Raw genomic sequence first — 19,011 nt, 5'->3', positions numbered from 1 at the left:
TTACTTAAGATAGATGAATCATTGAAGAGTGTGTCCGCCTTGTGCAGACACACTCTTTTGCTATAAAGCAGGCAGGTATTTAAATAACCTTTTCAAAAGCAAACATATTATCAAAACTATTACTATTTTTGCAAACCCTTTAAATGAAACTTTAGATAGAGGCAGTATGAAACACATTTTATTTCTTGCAATAGCCCTTTTGTCGTTGGCGGGCTGTATGAAAGAAAAAACGACAGACATTCGTTGGGCCACATTCAATGTTCGCTATGATAATCCGCAGGATAGCTTGAACAACTGGCAGTATCGTAAAGCACACGTATGCAAATTCATTCAAGAACAGAAAATAGATATCCTCGGTATGCAGGAAGTATTACACAACCAGTTCCTCGATTTGCGTGCCGGACTGCCTGAGTACGACGGTATCGGTGTCGGCCGTGATGATGGCAGGACTGCGGGAGAGTATGCTCCTTTATTCTATCGGAAAGATAAATACGAGGTGTTGGATTCAAATACTTTTTGGCTGGCTGAGAATCCGGACAGTGTAGGTATGATGGGGTGGGATGCTGTTTGTGTGCGTATTGCTACATGGGCTAAATTCAGAGAGAAATCCACCGGAAAGATATTTATGGCAGTAAATACCCATTTTGACCATATCGGTGAAGAAGCGCGTCGTCAAAGTGCGTTGCTCATTATCAGAAAGATTAAGGAAATAGTAGGCGGGCGTCCGGCTGTCGTGACAGGTGATTTCAATGTGACGGATGCAAGCAATGCTTATGCAACCATTACCACGAATGAGTTTGCCATGAAGGATGCTTATAAGATAGCCGACCGTGTGACCGGTGTGGATTATACGTTCCATGACTTTGCCCGTATTCCGGCAAAGGATTGTGAGAAGATTGATTTTATATTTGTCACTCCGCAGATAAGAGTGAAGGGATGCGATATTCCGGCGGAAGTCCCGGATGCTCTGTTGTCCGACCACAATCCTCAAGTGGCTGATTTGGAATTTTAGCTGTACTCCATATAATCTTTGTCCCGGATACGATTGGATAATTCTAACAGAAGGAATTAGGAAACTTGAGGAAGAGTTTCTATCTTTGTGTGATAAAGGATGCCTAAAAAGATGTATCATGGAAAAAGTAAAAGGATTGCCTTACGGTGTGGCTCGGTTTGAGGAGGTGAGGAACGAAAATTTTTATTATGTGGACAAGACAATGTATCTGCCGTTGTTGGAAGATACGAGTAAGTACTTGTTTCTGATTCGTCCTCGTCGTTTTGGTAAGAGTATGTTCGTCAGCATGATGGAAGCCTATTATGACATTGCCAAGGCAGACCGTTTCAATACACTGTTTGACGGACTTTGGATTCAGCGGCATCCCACTCCGTTGAAGAATTCGTTTCAGGTAATCTACTTTGATTTTTCATTGGCAAATAAAGGACTGGGCGATTTGCAGCAAAACTTTAACAGTTATTGTGCCATTGTACTTGATTCCTTTATTGAAAAATACAAGTCATATTACGGTGACGAAATTTATCAGCGAACAAAAGAAACAATTGATGCTGCTGTTAAGCTGGATATTATTAATGCTGAAGCGCATCGTTTAGGTTATCCGCTTTACCTTATTGTGGATGAGTATGATAATTTCACCAATGTCATTCTGAGTGAAAGCGGCAAGCAGATGTTTCATGACCTGACGCATGCCAGCGGTTTTTATCGGGAGTACTTTAAAACGTTCAAGGCGATGTTCAGCCGTGTGTTCCTGATAGGTGTGTCACCTGTTACCCTGGATGACCTTTCCAGTGGTTACAACATAGACTGGAGTATTTCTCAAGACCCTCGTTTCAATGATATGCTGGGCTTTTCGGAGACTGATGTGCGTGCCATGTTTCAATATTATAAAGACAATGGGAAGTTGTCCGGTGACATTGATGCTATGTTGGAAGAGATGAAGCCGTGGTACAATAACTACTGTTTTGCAGAGGATTGCATGGAGGCTCCCCGTATGTTCAATTGTGATATGACCTATTATTATCTTCGTCATCAGATTCTCTATCACCGCTCTCCCAGAGAAATGGTGGACAAAAACATTCGTACGGATTACAAGAAACTGAAAATGCTGGCGGATATAGACCGTGGCAATCGTCGTGAGAACCGTATGAGTGTGATAGAGGAGATAGCCGCTATGGGCTTTATCCGTATGAAGCTGAAGACTTCCTTTCCTGCCGAATATGTGACGGACGATGATAATTTCCGCAGTTTGCTGTATTATTATGGCTTGTTGACAATGAAAAGCAGTGACTTCGGCGAATTGAAGATGGTGATTCCGAACAACTGTATCCGTGAGCAATATTGGGCTTTCATGCGTGACTATTACCGCCAGAGTGCTGAGGTGGACTTCTCGGCGCTTCGTGAAGGTTTTCGGCTGATGGCACGCGACGGTAACTGGCAGTCACTTATCAAGCAGATTGCCGCTGCCTATCAGGAGAATTCTTCTGTACGCGACAGCATATTGGGCGAGCATAACTTGCAGGGCTTCTTCAAGGCTTATCTTGCGTTGAGTAATCTTTACCTGGTGGAACCTGAAATAGAATTAAGCTACGGATACAGTGACTTTCTGCTGTTGCCGGACAAGGTACGTTATCCTGAAATAGCTCACAGTTATATTTTGGAACTGAAGTATGTGAAACCAACTGCTACGGATGCCGAAGTAACTGCCAAAAGCGATGAAGCTGATGCTCAATTGGAGAAATACAGCGGTGATAAGATGGTGCGCCGTCTTTGCGCGGATACACAATTGCATTTGCTGAAGATAGTGTTCCGGGGGGCAGAGATGGCTGTATGTGAGGAGGTTTTCTTATCGTAAACTTAAAATAAGGAGCTATGATGAAGACAAAAGGCTGGATTTTAACTGTGATGTGTGGTCTCCTGTTGTGTATAATGGGCATCACATGGGTCGTAATGGTGCTGACGGGGCAACCGGAGTTGGCAAATGAACGGTTATGGTGGTGGCTGTTGATAAATCTTGGTGTGATGAGTTTGCTGTTTGCTTACGGAGTGAAACGGGGAATTCAGTTGTTGCGTATCTTTCGGATTCCGAAGAGTAGACTGACACGTTCTCCCGGTGTTGTCGTTTGTGATTACGATATTAGCCTGAAGAAATATGCACTTTATAAATTATGGGATATTCGTCATTTTAGTTTTTCCTTATTGTTTGTCATCTATCTGTGCATTGCATTGTGTACGGGATACTATATTGCTCCTGAAGGGCAAAGTTTGTTTACTCCTCTACTGATTTTGTTCCTGTGTCTCTTTTATGTATTGATTATGCTTCCCATACGGCTGAACAAGATTTACAGGAAATCCGTTGCCGGGCATACTTGGGTTGAAATGACTCCTGAAGGACTGGTATATGACAGGGCGGAGCAGAAGAAAGAGATTGCTTGGGAGGAGCTGGCAGGCATAGCCCTTTATAAGGATTATTGTTTCTTATATGGTAGAGGAAGAGAATTCCTGGTTGTGACTTCGGACGAGAGAGTGAAAGAATCGCTTCTTTACTATCTGAATGTGAGAAAAGTAAAGTAGAAGGGTGAAGTGTTTTCCCTCAAAACGTTGTTCCTGTTGTTATAATGTGTATTTTTGTATTCATTAAAAACCAAATCAAAAAATACGTTTATGAGCAACTTATCTAACATGCCTTGGGAAGATCGTCCGGTCGGTTCGAAAGAAGTGGTGTGGCGCTACTCTGCCAATCCTATCATTCCGCGCGATTTGCTTCCTACTTCCAATAGTATATTCAACAGTGCTGTGGTGCCTTTCGGTGACAGTTATGCCGGAGTGTTTCGTTGCGATGACACGAATCGGCGCATGCGTCTGCATGTGGGCTTCAGCAAAGATGCCGTTCATTGGGATATCAATCCCGAACCTTTGAAGTTTGAGTGCGACAATGCGGAAGTGGGCGAATGGGTGTACGGTTACGACCCGCGTGTTTGTTTTATAGAAGACCGTTATTATGTCACCTGGTGCAACGGTTACAAAGGTCAGCCTACTATCGGTGTGGCGTGGACAAAGGACTTCAAGACGTTCCATCAGCTGGAGAATGCTTTCCTGCCATTCAATCGCAACGGAGTGATGTTTCCGCGCAAGATAAACGGCCGTTATGCCATGTTGAGCCGCCCGAGCGATAACGGACATACTCCGTTTGGAGATATTTATTACAGTGAATCACCCGACATGGAGTTCTGGGGACGGCATCGGCTGGTGATGAGTCCGGCTCCTTTTGAAGTGAGTGCATGGCAGTGCCTGAAAATTGGTGCAGGGCCTATTCCTATCGAAACACCGGAAGGCTGGCTGCTGATTTATCACGGAGTGCTTCGCTCGTGCAACGGTTATGTATATGCTTTCGGCTCGGCATTACTCGATTTGGACGAACCGTGGAAAGTGAAATACCGTTCGGGAGCCTATCTGCTTTCGCCGCGTACTCCTTACGAATGTATGGGCGACGTGCCCAATGTGTGCTTCCCTTGTGCTGCACTGCACGACGAAGAGACAGGACGCATCGCCATTTATTATGGCTGTGCCGATACCGTGACGGGACTTGCCTTCGGTTATGTGCCTGAAATTATAGAATTTACGAAACGTACTTCCATCATTTAACTCAAATGATTATCTTTGCGGCATAAAGAAACAAGCAAAGATTTCATTATGATGAACCGGAACGTACTTCATTTGACATGTCCTCCTATACCTGTCCTCCGCATTGGCTTTGTGGGGCTGGGTAATAGGGGGATTTTGGCTATTGAACGATATATGCATCTGGAGGGTGTGGAAGTAAAGGCGATATGCGATTTACGCCCTCAGAATATAGAGCGTGCCGCTGCGTTGCTCAGTCGTTTTAACCGCCCTGCGGCTGTTGCCTATGGCGAAGAAGGCGGATGGAGGCAATTGTGCGGACGCGCGGATATTGACTTGGTTTATATTTGTACGGATTGGCTGACACATACCGATATTGCGGTATATGCCATGCAGCAGGGACGCCATGCCGCCCTTGAGGTGCCTGCCGCCATGAGTGTGGCGGACTGCTGGCGTTTGGTGGATACCGCCGAGCAGACACGCCGGCATTGCATGATGCTGGAGAACTGTTGTTATGATGCTTTTGCCTTGACAACTCTGAACATGGTGCGGCAAGGTGCATTGGGCGAGATAACCCATGCCGAAGGAGCGTATATCCATGACCTCCGCTGTCATTATTTTGCCGATGAAACGGAAGGGGGCTACCACAATAACTGGATAAAACTTTATAGCCAGCAGCATACCGGCAATCCGTATCCCACTCACGGGCTGGGCCCTATCTGCCAATGGATGGACATTCATCGGGGGGACCGCATGGAGTATCTTGTATCCATGTCATCGCGTGAAGCGGGGCTGTCGGCTTATGCCCGCAGGCAGTTTGGTATGCATTCCGCCGAGGCTACACAACCTTATTTGATGGGAGATGTGAATACGACATTGATTCGGACGGTCAAAGGGCGTACTATCGTATTGCAATATGATGTGACGACTCCGCGCCCATACAGCCGGCATCAGACTGTGTGCGGCACAAAAGGCTTCATGCAGAAATATCCCATGCCTTGCATCCTGCTGGACGAGTATGGTAAGGAGCCCTTGGCAGGAGAGGAATTTGAGAAAGTAATGGAACGTTATAAGCATCCGTTCACTGCTACCATCGGTGAGGAGGCAAAGCGGAAAGAGATGCCGAACGAGATGAATTATATCATGGATTATCGTCTGGTGCATTGCTTGCGCAATGGTCTGCCTTTAGATCAGGATGTGTATGATGCAGCCGAATGGTCGTGCATCACGGAACTGAGCGAACTTTCGGTGCGGCAAGGCAGTGTTCCGGTAGAGATACCGGATTTTACACGGGGAAATTGGGAAGGAGACAAGTGATGTTCTTGACAGAGGGAGTGTTTCACGGCAAATCATAAATATATATTTCATCTGCTACTGCATTGTCTAGTGCATATATTTTACGGTGCTCTTCACTGATTGTCATTAGTGTAAGTTTTCTGTCGAGTTTATAACAGGCAATTGCCTTTCCATTCCAATCCCATACTTGTAATTCATAATCCCTGGAGGAAACTTGGGCAGGCTGATTGTTGGCGCATAATGCATAGATATAATTTTTAGTAGCATAGGGTTGACCTATATAATAGACAGGTTGTTTCTCTATAGGATTATCAAAAGAGGTGTTATAGGGGGGGATTTGAACTTCAATGTCATGCAGTATATTCATGGTGTTATCGTATATTCTTATACGTTTGAAGCGTGAATAGAATGCTGCTACTTTCTTTCCATCAGGATGTACAACACATGATTTTAGAAAAGTTACAAACAAGGGCGGATCACTGGGCTTAAGGTGTTTATCTATCCATTTCGGATAAGGGTATGTTGTAGTTGTCTGCCCGCTTTTGGAGTTTAATATGCGATATTCGTTGTCTTCATCCAGCCATCCTAAAGTAAGGAAGGTGCTATCTGTCAGAGGATAAAGTCCGTTGTTGCTTATTCCTTGTTCTAATATATTTTTAGAATGAATAGTCTTTAAGTTTTTTCCATCGTAGCTGACGGTCTTTAGGAAATTGGTTCCGGCTTCTACTACATTGAATCCGTCTTGAGTAGGATAGAAGCTGCGCGTGTCCAATAGGTTAAAATCATCCGGCCCTTGTCCTCGGTTGCCTGAATCTGCTATAAAGTCAGCATCAGGTAGCCGGAAAAAGGAAAATAAAAACTCTTCTCGTTCTTTATAGATGAAGAGGTAATCTCCTGTAATACCTATATAGCGAGGAACTAGGAAAGGGGAGGGAACATGTTTAATTTTTGCCTGCAAGGTTTTCTGTTGAGGGAAACTTGTGATAATGGTTTCCCCTTTCTTGGTACATGCTGGAAGAAGTTGTAGCACTGACAGTAGAACGATTAATATAATGTGGCGGTTCTTCATATTTGCTTTGTTTTTATGGTAAAAGAGTCAAGAATCCGTTTTATCTCTTCGATTTTCGCCGGATTCTTTTTGGCATAATTCTCTCTCAGCCTTATGGTTACACAATGTACTATATCGTCATCTTGCTGTAATAAATAGTAAACACGATATGTATTCCATGTCTTATCATATTCTTGGCTCTCTTGCACAATGACAAACCTTTCTTGATTCTTATCGGATTTGATTTTCGTTTTGCTGCAGAGCCGGATAGGACCGGAAATCTTTTTCATTTCCAATTCTTCTACTTCTTTTAAAGTAATAGGGGATGCCTTATCTGTTTTCTGATAGCTTTCAATGAAACACAATACATGATTCGGTAAGTCTTCCCGGAAATTAATCAATGGAGTTTCCCATATCAGATAATAGAGATGGCAACCGATGGACCGGGCGTCTCGCTCTTCCGGTATGATGCCGTTGCCTTTTTCATTCTTTGTGCTCCAATGGCAAGGCAAGGTGATGGAGTAGAACTTATTGCTAATTTCTTTCCATTCCTTATCGTGTTGCTTGGTGAAGGAGCAACATAACAGGAACAGTAAGGAGTAGAAGATAGCAGATTGCTTGTTCATGAGTGTCTATGATATGATAATTAATATTTTAATGCCAGCCATGTTCTGGTCTATAAGCTGCGGTGGCAGAAACGGTGTAACGGAGTCCGCTCACCAATAGCCAATGCTTCTATATTAGCTTATACTAAGGATGTAAAAAGAAGATATGACTGTGTTCTTTCATAATGATAGCTTAAGTATTTTGCAATTATAAAGAAAAAGATAGAGCGAAGCAAGTGGATAAGATTAAATAAGAACAGCCGAAAGATAAATCCGGCTGTCCTTATTCAATGCTTTGAGTTATCTTTTTATTCCATGCCCACACTATGCTTTACAGGAGAGAGGATGAACGTAAATTCATAGTCTCCGTAAGGCAATTGATATTTAGGCAACGCAATCGTTCCCCAACTGTTGACGCAACCCAATCCCATTTGTGCCTTGTCGATGCACAAGTTGGTGAGGTTGGCCTTCTTCACTTCGGGTGAGTGACGCTGGTCTTTCTGTGCGCCGTCATCCAATGATTCGATGGTGTAATGCAATGCAGAGGCAGAGAAAGGAGCTTCGGCTACAATCTTCACGCCATTACCGCCGGCATTCAACTGTTTCCACCAACGGATGTCGGTCTTGTTACCGGTTTCCTGCGGACGGATGTAGGAGTAGAATTGTTCGTCTACACTCTGGCGATAGATACCTAAATCTGTGCTATGGTTACGGTCGCTGTAGTTTTCAACCGGGCCGCGTCCGTAGAACTCAATGGTATTGAAGTTCTTCGGCATTTGCATCTGCATACCGAAGCGGAACATCGGAGATACCTTGGCATTCTTGTCGGCTGTCATCTTTTGGGTGATTTTAATGGCACCTTGGTTGTTGATGACATAATCCAGATAGAGTTTGGCAGAAACGGCTTTCATGTCGTATTCGGCTGTTACCTGTACTTGATTGTCTACAGTAGTGGAAGCCAGACGGACAAGTTTCAACCCCGGATTCTTCCATGCTCCAAAGCGGTGTTGCAGGCCGGCACCGAAATCATTGTCGGTAGGAGCACGCCAGAAGTTGGGAGTCAGCGCAGCGCCTTCTTTAATCATTTCCAGACCGTTGACATCGTATTTGCTCAAGTAACCGTTTCTTTTATTGAACTCGATGGTGAAGTTTTCACCTTTTACTATCAGGTAGTTCTGCTGGTTGTCGATGATTTGAGGAGTAACGATAGCCACATTGGTTGTTGCTACATTCTTCAAGTCCATGGCCGGAGCCTTGTAGGGATTCAGAGTAAGTTGGTCTTTGGCAACTGTATGACCGGCAGCCAATAAGCCTTCGCGGTTCTTCAGTTTGTAGGATACGTTCAACAGCCATTCTGTGCACTGGCAAGTCTTGCCTAAGTCAAGTTTAATTTTGGCGGTCTGTTGCGGAGCGACATTGAGATTGTCCACACGTCCCGAACGGATTACTTTTCCGCCTTTCAGCACTTCCCATTCCATATAGTAAGCAGAAAGGTCGCGGAAGAAGTTTTCATTGTAGACGTTAACTTCCCCTTTGCTCAGGTCGGCAGGAGTAGTCCAGATGTTCTGATAGAAATAGCCTACTTCGTGCATGTGTGGATTAGGGTTGCGGTCGGGACTGATTAAACCATTGTCGCAGAAGTTGTTGTCGGATGCATCAAAGCGGTTGAAGTCGCCACCGTAAGCATAGATTTCAACTCCGTTCTTGCCTTTCCAGCGAACGGACTGGTCGACGAAGTCCCAGATGAAGCCACCTTGCAGGTTCGGATATTTGCGGATGAGGTCCCAGTATTCTTTGAATCCGCCTTGAGAGTTACCCATGGCGTGGGCATATTCACATTGGATAAGCGGTTTGGTGGCATCGGTACGCTGACCGTATTTTTCCATGCCTTCATAGCCGTAATACATCGGGCAGAAGATGTCGGTATGGTCTTCCAGACCGGCTTGTTCGTATTGGCAGGCACGGCTGGGGTCTTCTGCCTTTATCCATTTGTAACATGCTTCGAAGTTGGGGCCGTCTCCGGCTTCATTACCCAATGACCAGAAGATGATGCTGGGGTGGTTGAAGCCACGTTGAACATTACGCTGGTTGCGTTCCAGGTGTGCTTGTTTGAATGACGGGTTCTTTGCCAGAGTAGCTTCACCGTAGCCCATTCCGTGAGATTCCACATTTGCTTCAGCTACTACATAAATACCGTATTTGTCACAAAGGTCGTACCACAGGTTGTTGTCCGGGTAGTGGCAAGTACGCACAGCGTTCAGATTATATTGTTTCATGATTTGAATATCCTGAAGCATACGTTCGGGCGACACTACATAACCTCCGTCCGGGTCGAGTTCATGACGGTCGGCTCCTTTGAAAAGAACAGCTTTTCCGTTGACCAGGATTTGACCTCCTTTCAGTTCGATTTTGCGGAAACCGACTTTTACGGGGATAACTTCATTGCTTCCCTGCATGCTGGCACGCAAAGTATATAAATAAGGAGTCTCGGCACTCCACTTATTCGGATTCTCTACGTTCATGGTCACCGTGCCGCTTCCTTTGGCGGTAGCCGTGGCTACTTGTTTGCCGGTGGCATCGATCAATTCCAAATCGACGGTTCCGCTTCCTTTCAGGTCGAGTTTCACGGCCAGTGAGCCGTTTTTATATTCTGTATCCAAGTCGGGAGTGACGCGGATATCCTGAATGCGTTTCTTGTTGCGTGCATATAGATAACAGTCACGTCCTACACCGCTGAAACGGAAGAAGTCCTGATCTTCCAGATAGGTACCGTCACACCAGCGGAATACTTGAAAAGCGATTAAGTTCTTTTGTCCCGGTTTCAGATAAGGGGTCAGGTCGAATTCGGCTTCCAGTTTGCTGTCTTCGCTATATCCCACATAACGGCCGTTTACCCATATATACATATTGGAAGTGACGGAACCGAAATGAGCGATAATGTCTTTTCCACTCCATGAAGCGGGAATTGCAATTTCGCGGCGGTAAGAACCGACGTGGTTGTTTTCGGTCGGGACTTCGGGAGGGTTGTTCTTAAACTGATTGCGCCATGCATAGCCTACATTGACATAAATGGGGCCACCGTAACCGTTTAATTCCCAAACGCCGGGAACCTGAATATCGTCCCAACCTTTGTCATTGAAGGTTGTTTTCCAGAAGTCCATGGGGCGTGCATCTGCATCTTTCACCCAATTGAACTTCCATGTGCCGTTTAGCGTCATATAATTGGCTGATGATTCTTTCAGTCCTGTTTTAGCAGCATCGGCATTTTCGTAAGCAAAGTAGTTAGTGTGCATCGGTGCGCGGTTTACCGCATTAACTTGCGGGTTGCGCCACTCATTGGACTGTGCGCTTGCCGCGAGTGCAAACACGGTGAATAGTCCGGTAAGAAGTTGTCTTTTCATGCTATAATATTTATAAAGGTTTTGTGCAAATATAGTGAAAAACTATAGTTCTTATGGGTATAAATCGGGCAATATTTGTTATAATTGTGGTTAATTTGCAACTTATTCTTAAAAGTAATGGCATTTTTGAAAGGTATATGGGAAAAATGGCGGCATTTGCTGCATGATGATAAATGGAAGCATAAAATCTATGTGATTATCTTTGAGAGTGACACGTCGGCAGGGAAATGGTTTGATGTGGCACTTATCGGGTTTATCGTGCTTAGTATTTTGGTAGTGGTGGCTGAAAGTATTCAAGGTTGGGCGGCGGTTATCGGGCCTTACTTACGATTCTCGGAATATGTCTTTACCTTTTTCTTTACGGTAGAATATCTGTTAAGGCTTTATTGCTCTCCTCAACCGCGCAAGTATGCTTTAAGCTTTTTCGGTATCATTGATTTGTTGGCTACTTTGCCTTTATATATAGGATGGTTCTTTGGAACGGCACGCTACCTGCTGGTAATCCGCACCTTTCGCCTGATTAGGGTGTTCCGCATATTCAAGTTGTTCAACTTCCTGGATGAAGGCAATCTGCTGTTGCGCTCACTGACCTATAGCAGTCGCAAGATTATCGTTTTTTTTCTCTTTGTGCTGATATTGGTTATTTCTATCGGAACGTTGATGTATATGATTGAAGGACAGCGTCCCGGCACAGCTTTCAATAATATTCCGAACAGCATTTATTGGGCGATAGTCACCATGACTACTGTGGGATATGGCGATATTACTCCCGAAACTCCTTTGGGGCGTTTTCTTTCGGCTGTGGTGATGCTGATGGGGTATACTATCATTGCTGTTCCCACAGGCATTGTATCTGCGTCGATGATGAAAGAACATAGACGCAGACAAGCCCTGAAATGTCCGCACTGTGGGAGAGGCGGACATGAAGAGGAGGCTGTCTTTTGCAAACATTGTGGAGGAAAGCTGGAATGAAAGAGAAATTATTCCACTACCCATCTTTTATCATACGGAACAATCGTTTTGGGATTGTAATACATCCCCTCTTTGGTGGGTATTTTCAGCTTGTAAGTCCTTTTGCTGTGATTGGCCAGGCTGGTTTCCCTCAACCAGGGGTTCATATTCTTCAGAATAGCCAATGTGATTCCTTTGCTGCGTGCAAAGCGGGCAAGGTCTGCTATTCCTTCTGTCACAGTTATTTCGGTATAAGGGATGGCAGGGTATAAATCAGATGCTCTCAGCCGGAAACCGAAAGCAGTCGGGTTGGAGAACATGATTTTAGCAGCGAGGATACGATATACATAGCGTGCGGTTTCCTCTACCAGTTGCAAGTCCAGTGAATCGTCGACATCCTGTTTTGTCAGTTGGCTGGCAATTCTTGCTTGTCCGGCATTGTAAGAGGCGGCTACAGCTACCCAGTCTTTATATTTGGCATAAGCATCGTTCAGATAACGGCAGGCGGCGCGGGTTGCTTTTTCCACGTGATAGCGTTCGTCGATGTTGGAATTGACTTCCAATCCATAGTCTCGTCCGGTTCCTTGCATGAACTGCCACAGTCCGGCGGCTCCGGCAGAGGAGCGTGCGATGGGATTGAGGTTACTTTCTATTACCATCAGATATTTAAAGTCGTCAGGGATTCCGTTTTCCTTCAGTATGGGTTCTACGATAGGGAAATAGCGGTTGGCTTTCTTTATCATTTGCAGGGAGGTGCTGTGCATATAGGTAAATGCCAATAGTTCGCGGTCCATACGTTCATGGCGGTCATATCGGCTGAGGTCTATCGCTTTTCCGCAGAAAACAATACTGGCCGGCACTTCGGGACTGCTGTATCTCAATGCGGTGATACCCGGATTTTCTTTTATGGCTGTACTTGTTGTGTCTTCCTGTTCTCCTTTCGGAGCAACGCAACTGTTGCCCACAAGGGCAGGTGAGATTGTGACCAAAGTAAAGAGCATTGCTGCGGCCATGTTTAGTGTATATATCTTCATTTTTTCTATTTTCTTTTGACGGTTACACCGGTCTGATTATTCTTTGTTATGGCAAAGATAGTTTTTTTGCCTTATAATACCTATATTTATTTTGCAAAGGTGTAATTTATCGTTTGATGTGGACCAGGCATTATTCTTGGAGATTTAATATATCATATTCACCAACAAAGGGAAGACTAAGCCGTTTCTTAGGGTCAGCCAAGCCTTTTTAAACGGAAGATTATTACAGTCTGCTGCGGCAGACTGTATAGTCCACCGTAACGGACTGTACGGTCCACTGTAATGGACTATACAGTCCACTGCCGAAGACTGTAGTAATCCGACTGACAGACAGGCGTAATCGAAAGGACGAAAACGCTTAGTCCGCCTAATGAAACGACTTAGGGGGTTCTAAGCGTATGCAGAGTTTGAATTCCCAAGATTTCAAACAGAGCCTCTATCCCTTCCAACCGATTTTTATCTCTCTTTTCTTTCCTGCTTTGGGGCATTACAGGAGTTATACTGCTTATTGTGATAAAACATACGGTAATGAAACTCCGTTCATTTTCATATTAAATAAGAGGTTGCAACGGAATAAAGGGTATTGATATGCTCTCATTTTTATCCTGCTTGTTTTTATTGTAGTAAATATTCTTCGGATATGTCTTATTTATGGAATATATTTTCCTATCTTTACTGCCATTAAAGGACTGGAGTCTCTAAAAAGTCTAATACATGTGAAGAATAGGGTAGCAGGTTTTTGACTTTTCAGAAATGGATACTCAGCCATAGTACGAAATCAATATCTATAATTATGATAAAGAATAAAGTTCAAAAACAAAAACCGCTATCCCCGGAAGCATATATAAAGGAGAAAGCAAGACAGTTGCCGATAGTAGAGTGCTATATAGGAACAAAATGGGATCATATGGGGGAAAAGACAATTATTGTCACGCGCCAACATCCGCAAGGACACTTTACGATGGGGGTTTATTTGGTGGATATCTATTGTAAAGGTCTGCTTCATTCTGAGTATTTCTTTAATCTGGATTATGACGATTATGAAATGATGGTGAGACGTATTGATATGGATGAGGATTTGGAAAAAGCGGAGTATGCTGATGCCCACAAGTTGGTGTATGGGGCTGTTGATTTTGCCGAAGCGGTGGGAATAGATTCTGAAGATTCTTTCGATATCACGAAATATATTCTGGATGAAAAGAAAGAGGAGATACCGTTTACTGAATTCGGCAGAAACGGTAAGCATTACTTGCGTGCCGATACAGACGAGGAAGCCGACCTCTATATACCGATTATAATGGAGGCAATCGGTACTGATTTTACTTATAGTATAGAAGGGGTGACTGACGGAGAAGTGGATGCCGCAGAGGTGCCTTATGGTGATTTTGATTTCAGTGAATTGAATTACGATGAAGCGGAGTTCGACAGAATGTTTGAGAAGCTGGACAGTAGGGAACCTCAGGCTTGATGGCATTAAAGAGAAAGGACATTTAGGAAAGATAATAAAAGTGGGGATGCCAAAACTCCCTTATTATCGAAATCACCCTCGCTACGACTACTTGTGGCGAGGGTGATTTTTAGGTTATCAGAGTTTCGACACCTTCTTACTTATTCTATTATTTAGGTAAATTGAAGGCTACGGACATTTCTTTCATTTGCTCTTGGCTCATGCCGTCGGGCTCAAAGCCCATGTTCTTTGCCGCGATATAAATCAATGCTGATTTATTCAACACATCAATTTGGTCGAAAGCTGCCATTACATCGCAGTCCACTGCAAAGATGCCATGTTTTTCCCACATGACGACATCATAGTCTGCCAGTTCCTTGATAGTGGCTTCTGCCAGTTCTACTGAGCTGGGAAGGGCATAAGGAATCATGCCTAAGCCGCGCGGACAGAATGCTTTTGTTTCGGGAATCATACTCCACAGAAGATTGGTGGCTACATCTTTCTCCATGAATTTCTTGTTGTGTGACAAGGCAATCAGTTCGATGGGGTGTGTATGTACGGATGCCTTATAGGGAGAGCCTTTACCTATGAGGAAATTATGCACGCTCAGGTGGGAAGGAACTTCAGAAGTGGGCTGGACCGGTTTGTCAGCTATAATAACGTAGCTTGCGCAGTCGTCCAGAATGCGGATTACAGAGCCGTTGTCCATGGGGCGGCGGGCCAAATCACGCATACGCATATTGGTTCCTTTGCAGTAGAAATAGCATCCTTTCAGATGGGGCAGTGTTACGCCGATTTGTTTTACTTCACTGATGGCGGGCATATTGCGGATTTCGTCGTCTACGTATTCTGTGATGTTAACGGTGATATTACCTCCGTTACGCTCAGCCCATCCTTTTTGCCATAAATAACCGGCAACTTCCGCTACTTTATTTACTTCATGTGCCAGTTCGGGGCGATTGTCTAAAATTGATTTCATATTTCTTGTTTTAATTTGATTGTTCTGTAATTTACAAATATAGCAAATATTAAATATCTTCTCTGTAGCAGGCAAGATATTTATTATAAGCTTCTTCCCACTGTGTTGCATTCTGCGGCTCAAAGGAAGCAGTTTCGACAGAGGTGCTGATAAGGCGACGCATGGCAGCAATGTCGTTTACCAATCCATTTGCTTTTGCCTGCAGCATGATATTGCCGATAGCGGTTCCTTCACTCGGTCCTGCCATGACAGGAACACCTACTGCATTGCAGGTGAATTGGTTGAGCAAATTGTTTCGCGAGCCTCCGCCGATTATGTGTAATTTTTCGATAGGGAATGGCGCAATCTTTTGCAGCACACTGAATATCTGTTTGTAGCGCATGGATAAACTATCGAAGATGCAACGGGTTATTTCTCCATACGTTTCGGGGACAGGCTGATTGGTCTGTCTGCAATATTCGGCGATAGCTTTAATCATGGATGCCGGGTTTTGAAAACACGGTGCATCCGGATTGATAAGACTGCGGAAAGCGGGTGCTGCCAAAGCTGCATCAATCAATTCGGCATAAGAATAATTGTTATTGGCTGCTTCCCATTCCTTACGGCATCGTTCGAGCAACCACATGCCGCAGATATTTTTCAGAAACCGGGTAGTGCCTTCCACTCCCCCTTCGTTGGTGAAGTTCTGTTCGTAGCTTTCCTTGTTGATAATGGCATCTTTTACTTCAATACCCATCAAACTCCATGTGCCTGAGCTTAGATAAGCAAACTTCTCATTTTGAGCCGGTACTGCTGCCACGGCCGAGGCTGTATCGTGTCCGGCTATCGCAATGACGGGAACAGCCCCCAAGCCGGTCAGTTGCTGTACCTCTTCCGTCAGTACTCCGATTTGTTCTCCGGGGAAGACAAACCGGCCGAATTGTTCTTCTTTAACTCCCACTACGTCCAACAGTTCTTTTTCAAAGCGTTTGGTACGCGGATTCAGAATTTGTGAAGTAGAGGCAATCGTATATTCCGTGACCATTTTGCCGGTGAGCATATAGCCCAATGCGTCGGGCATAAAGAGAATCTTGTCTGCTGCTTCCAATGCTGTGCAGTGATGGCGGTGAAGTGTCGATAACTGGAACAATGAATTGAAGTTCATTATCTGAATGCCGGTAATATCATATACTCTTTCGCGCGGAATATGCGTGAAATACTCTTCGGGAGCTCCTACCGTGTGCGGATCGCGATAGCAATAGGGATTGCGGAGCAGTTCACCGTCTTTACCGATTAGTACGAAATCCACTCCCCATGTGTCAATGCCGATGGAGCGGATGGGAATGTTGTCCTTGGCTATTACTTTGAGTCCGTTGATGATTTCGCGGTAAAGGGCATAGATGTCCCAGTAACAATGCCCGCAGGTCTCTATTATATGATTCGGAAAGCGGGTAACCTCTTTCAGCTCTAATTTGCCGTCTCCCAGACAGCCCAAAATGGTTCGTCCGCTGGTGGCACCCAGGTCTACCGCAAAGAAATAAGTGTGTTCCATGTTTCTGCAATTGATAATTTAAGGAATTAATGATACTGCAAAAATAGTTCATTCTTTTAAACTGCTCTTCTTTTTTTTGATAGAATAACAGTTCGATTGTGTGGTAAATGCCCTAAAACATATTATTCTTACTTTTCTTGTAACTTCTTTGGTGAAATGGCAGAATATCAATACCTTCGCTAAGTGAAAAATATATGAAGGTTTTATTAAGAATGAAAAGAATAGTCGGACATCTTATTGTTCTCTCTTTATTATGCTTGACAAATATTGGTCTGGCAAGAGCATGGGATGCTGATCGACAGCAGGCTCAACCTGATGAATTGCAAAAAAGTTATATCCATTCATTCAGACAAAATGCCGGTTTTATCCATACAGAGAGGAATGACAGTATCGCTCTTTTGGGTGACAGTCTGGCGACCGTGTTGGATTCCATAGGCAAGTATGATGAGTATTTTGAATTGAGAAGGATTGTAATCCGTTCGCATATCCTTAGAGGGGAGAGTCGTATTGCCATTGCCCAAAGTGATATGATGTACTCCAAGGCTCAGGCTATGAACCACAAATTCGGTATGGCGATGTCGCTCAATGCAATTGGTGAGGTGTATAGTTACATGAACCGGTTGGAGGAAGCGGAAACATCACTCGAAGAGGCTTTCAGGCAGTTAAATGATCCTTCGGATAATCAGATTCTGACGAAAATACTACTGACGCAATTGGTGGATAATCTTCTTCACCTGAAAAAGGTTGAGAAGGCTAAACTGTATATCGAACGCATAAATGGGTATCCGCCGGCGGACTTATCTCCGGTGGAACAGGCACTTTTTCATAATTATAATGCTTATTATTGTATTCAAGCGGGTGTGCCGGACGAAGCCGACAAGTCCTTGAAGGAAGCATGGAAACTGGAACCGATGTTGCCGGTGGGGGTTATCCAGCATCTGTTGATAACTGAGGCTGCTTATTATGAGAGTAAGGGGGAATATGAAAAGGCGCTGGGCTCTTATGACCGTTTCTTTAATGGGAAGACATCGCAAAGGAATCGCGGATTGTATATTGATGCGATGCGCAATAAGGCAGAACTGTATGTGATGATGGGCGAGGAGCAAGAGGCTTTTAAGCAGTTTGTGTCTGTTTATACTTATACAAAATCTGTATTTACGGAAACTTATCCTAAAGAGATAGACCAACTTTGTACCCGGTTTCAGGCGGACCGGTTGAAGTTTATGAATGAACATCGGCGTACTTTGTCCAACCGTTATTATGTGACCGGAATTGCTGTTTGTGTCTTGGTACTGTTTTATCTTATCTTTCTGAGTTGGAAGAAGATATTTAAACTGCGAGAATCGAAAAGAAAGCAGGAGGAGATGAGGCGGAAGGCGGAGAATGCTATTCGCAAAAAGAATATGTTCCTTTCTAATATGAGCCATGAAGTGCGTACGCCGTTAAATGCTATTGTGGGTTTCTCTACTTTGTTGGCGTCGGAGGAGGACATGGGCATGGATGATGACTCCCGTAAGCAAGCTTGTGAGATTATTCGTGTCAACTCGCACCAACTGCTGAAACTGATAAATGATATACTTGACTTGTCGGATTTTGAAGAGGATAATATTCAGTTCAATATAAAGGAGTATGATGCGGTAAAGATATGTTACGAAGTAATAGAAACTATACGCGCCTCTTATAAACTGAATGTGAAGCTGGAGTTTGAGACTGATTTGGCTTCGTTGGAGCTCGAAACGGATGATTCGAGGCTGAGACAGGTGTTAATAAATTTGCTGGTGAATGCTGTTAAGTTTACTAAAGAAGGTTCTATCGTGCTCAAACTTGAAATGGCAAATGATGGGACGGCTTTTTTTTCGGTGTCGGATACCGGTTGCGGCATCCCGAAGGAGAAGCAGAAACTTATTTTCGAGCGTTTTGAAAAGTTGAATGAATTTGTGCAGGGTAGCGGTTTGGGGCTTTCCATTTGTCAGTTGATTGTGAAATTTGTAGGTGGTAGGATATGGATTGACGGAGACTATACCCGAGGGGCACGTTTTTGTTTCACTCATCCGTTAAAGTATAAATCGATGTTATTATAAGCAGAGTA

General features: G+C 44.2%; 14 protein-coding genes. 8 read left to right on the top strand and 6 right to left on the bottom strand.

Annotation, left to right across the window (positions count from 1 at the left end):
* Positions 1 to 166: 166 nt before the first annotated feature.
* From IR173_RS07915 to IR173_RS07895, 5 genes are all read left to right on the top strand, one after another.
* The gene (locus IR173_RS07915; protein WP_237039113.1) at positions 167 to 1,012 is read left to right on the top strand and encodes an endonuclease/exonuclease/phosphatase family protein; all 846 of its coding nucleotides are present in this window, start codon (positions 167 to 169) and stop codon (positions 1,010 to 1,012) included.
* A 118-nt stretch (positions 1,013 to 1,130) separates the two neighbouring features.
* Positions 1,131 to 2,864: an ATP-binding protein gene (locus tag IR173_RS07910; RefSeq protein WP_237039112.1), complete on the top strand. Its 1,734-nt coding sequence runs from the start codon at positions 1,131 to 1,133 to the stop codon at positions 2,862 to 2,864.
* A gap of 17 nt (positions 2,865 to 2,881) precedes the next feature.
* Positions 2,882 to 3,583, top strand: a complete 702-nt coding sequence (locus IR173_RS07905; RefSeq protein WP_237039111.1) for a hypothetical protein — start codon at positions 2,882 to 2,884, stop codon at positions 3,581 to 3,583.
* A gap of 90 nt (positions 3,584 to 3,673) precedes the next feature.
* Entirely contained in the window at positions 3,674 to 4,654 is a 981-nt protein-coding gene (locus tag IR173_RS07900) for a glycoside hydrolase family 130 protein (RefSeq protein ID WP_237039110.1), read from the top strand.
* Between the two features lie 48 nt (positions 4,655 to 4,702).
* Positions 4,703 to 5,947 carry a Gfo/Idh/MocA family protein gene (locus IR173_RS07895; protein WP_237039109.1) on the top strand — a complete coding sequence of 415 codons (1,245 nt, stop codon included), beginning with the start codon at positions 4,703 to 4,705 and terminating at the stop codon, positions 5,945 to 5,947.
* Positions 5,948 to 5,969: 22 nt separating this feature from the next.
* Here IR173_RS07895 and IR173_RS07890 read toward each other — a convergent pair whose 3' ends face one another.
* The 3 genes from IR173_RS07890 to IR173_RS07880 all read right to left on the bottom strand — a co-directional run bounded on the left by IR173_RS07890 (position 5,970) and on the right by IR173_RS07880 (position 10,980).
* Positions 5,970 to 6,995, bottom strand: a complete 1,026-nt coding sequence (locus tag IR173_RS07890; protein ID WP_237039108.1) for a BF3164 family lipoprotein — start codon at positions 6,993 to 6,995, stop codon at positions 5,970 to 5,972.
* Entirely contained in the window at positions 6,992 to 7,600 is a 609-nt protein-coding gene (locus IR173_RS07885; RefSeq protein ID WP_237039107.1) for a hypothetical protein, read from the bottom strand. Before IR173_RS07885 ends, IR173_RS07890 begins: the two co-directional genes overlap by 4 nt.
* A 287-nt stretch (positions 7,601 to 7,887) precedes the next feature.
* Positions 7,888 to 10,980, bottom strand: a complete 3,093-nt coding sequence (locus tag IR173_RS07880; protein ID WP_237039106.1) for a glycoside hydrolase family 2 TIM barrel-domain containing protein — start codon at positions 10,978 to 10,980, stop codon at positions 7,888 to 7,890.
* Positions 10,981 to 11,097: 117 nt separating this feature from the next.
* Between IR173_RS07880 and IR173_RS07875 the strand changes: the two genes are divergently transcribed.
* On the top strand, positions 11,098 to 11,952 hold the full coding sequence (locus IR173_RS07875; RefSeq protein WP_237039105.1) for an ion transporter: 855 nt from the start codon (positions 11,098 to 11,100) through the stop codon (positions 11,950 to 11,952).
* An 8-nt stretch (positions 11,953 to 11,960) separates the two neighbouring features.
* On the opposite strand, the gene IR173_RS07870 is transcribed toward IR173_RS07875, so the two are convergent.
* The gene (locus IR173_RS07870) at positions 11,961 to 12,965 is read right to left on the bottom strand and encodes a lytic transglycosylase domain-containing protein (protein ID WP_237039104.1); all 1,005 of its coding nucleotides are present in this window, start codon (positions 12,963 to 12,965) and stop codon (positions 11,961 to 11,963) included.
* Between the two features lie 793 nt (positions 12,966 to 13,758).
* Here IR173_RS07870 and IR173_RS07865 point away from each other — a divergent pair.
* Positions 13,759 to 14,433 carry a hypothetical protein gene (locus IR173_RS07865; protein WP_237039103.1) on the top strand — a complete coding sequence of 225 codons (675 nt, stop codon included), beginning with the start codon at positions 13,759 to 13,761 and terminating at the stop codon, positions 14,431 to 14,433.
* A gap of 148 nt (positions 14,434 to 14,581) precedes the next feature.
* Here the strand turns inward: IR173_RS07865 and rhaD are convergent, their stop codons facing one another.
* Positions 14,582 to 15,391, bottom strand: a complete 810-nt coding sequence (gene rhaD / locus IR173_RS07860; protein ID WP_237039102.1) for a rhamnulose-1-phosphate aldolase — start codon at positions 15,389 to 15,391, stop codon at positions 14,582 to 14,584.
* 49 nt (positions 15,392 to 15,440) lie between these two features.
* A complete protein-coding gene (rhaB, locus tag IR173_RS07855; RefSeq protein WP_237039101.1) occupies positions 15,441 to 16,922 on the bottom strand; it encodes a rhamnulokinase in 1,482 nt (493 codons plus the stop codon).
* Positions 16,923 to 17,134: 212 nt separating this feature from the next.
* Between rhaB and IR173_RS07850 the strand changes: the two genes are divergently transcribed.
* Positions 17,135 to 19,003, top strand: coding sequence for a tetratricopeptide repeat-containing sensor histidine kinase (locus IR173_RS07850; RefSeq protein ID WP_237039100.1), 1,869 nt, complete (start codon positions 17,135 to 17,137; stop codon positions 19,001 to 19,003).
* Positions 19,004 to 19,011 lie beyond the last annotated feature (8 nt).

It is taken from the genome of Phocaeicola faecalis (assembly GCF_021730445.1).
GTDB classification, from domain to species: domain Bacteria; phylum Bacteroidota; class Bacteroidia; order Bacteroidales; family Bacteroidaceae; genus Phocaeicola; species Phocaeicola faecalis.
The sequence above is the reverse complement of the archived record's forward strand: the minus strand, read 5'-3'. Positions and strand labels throughout refer to the sequence as shown.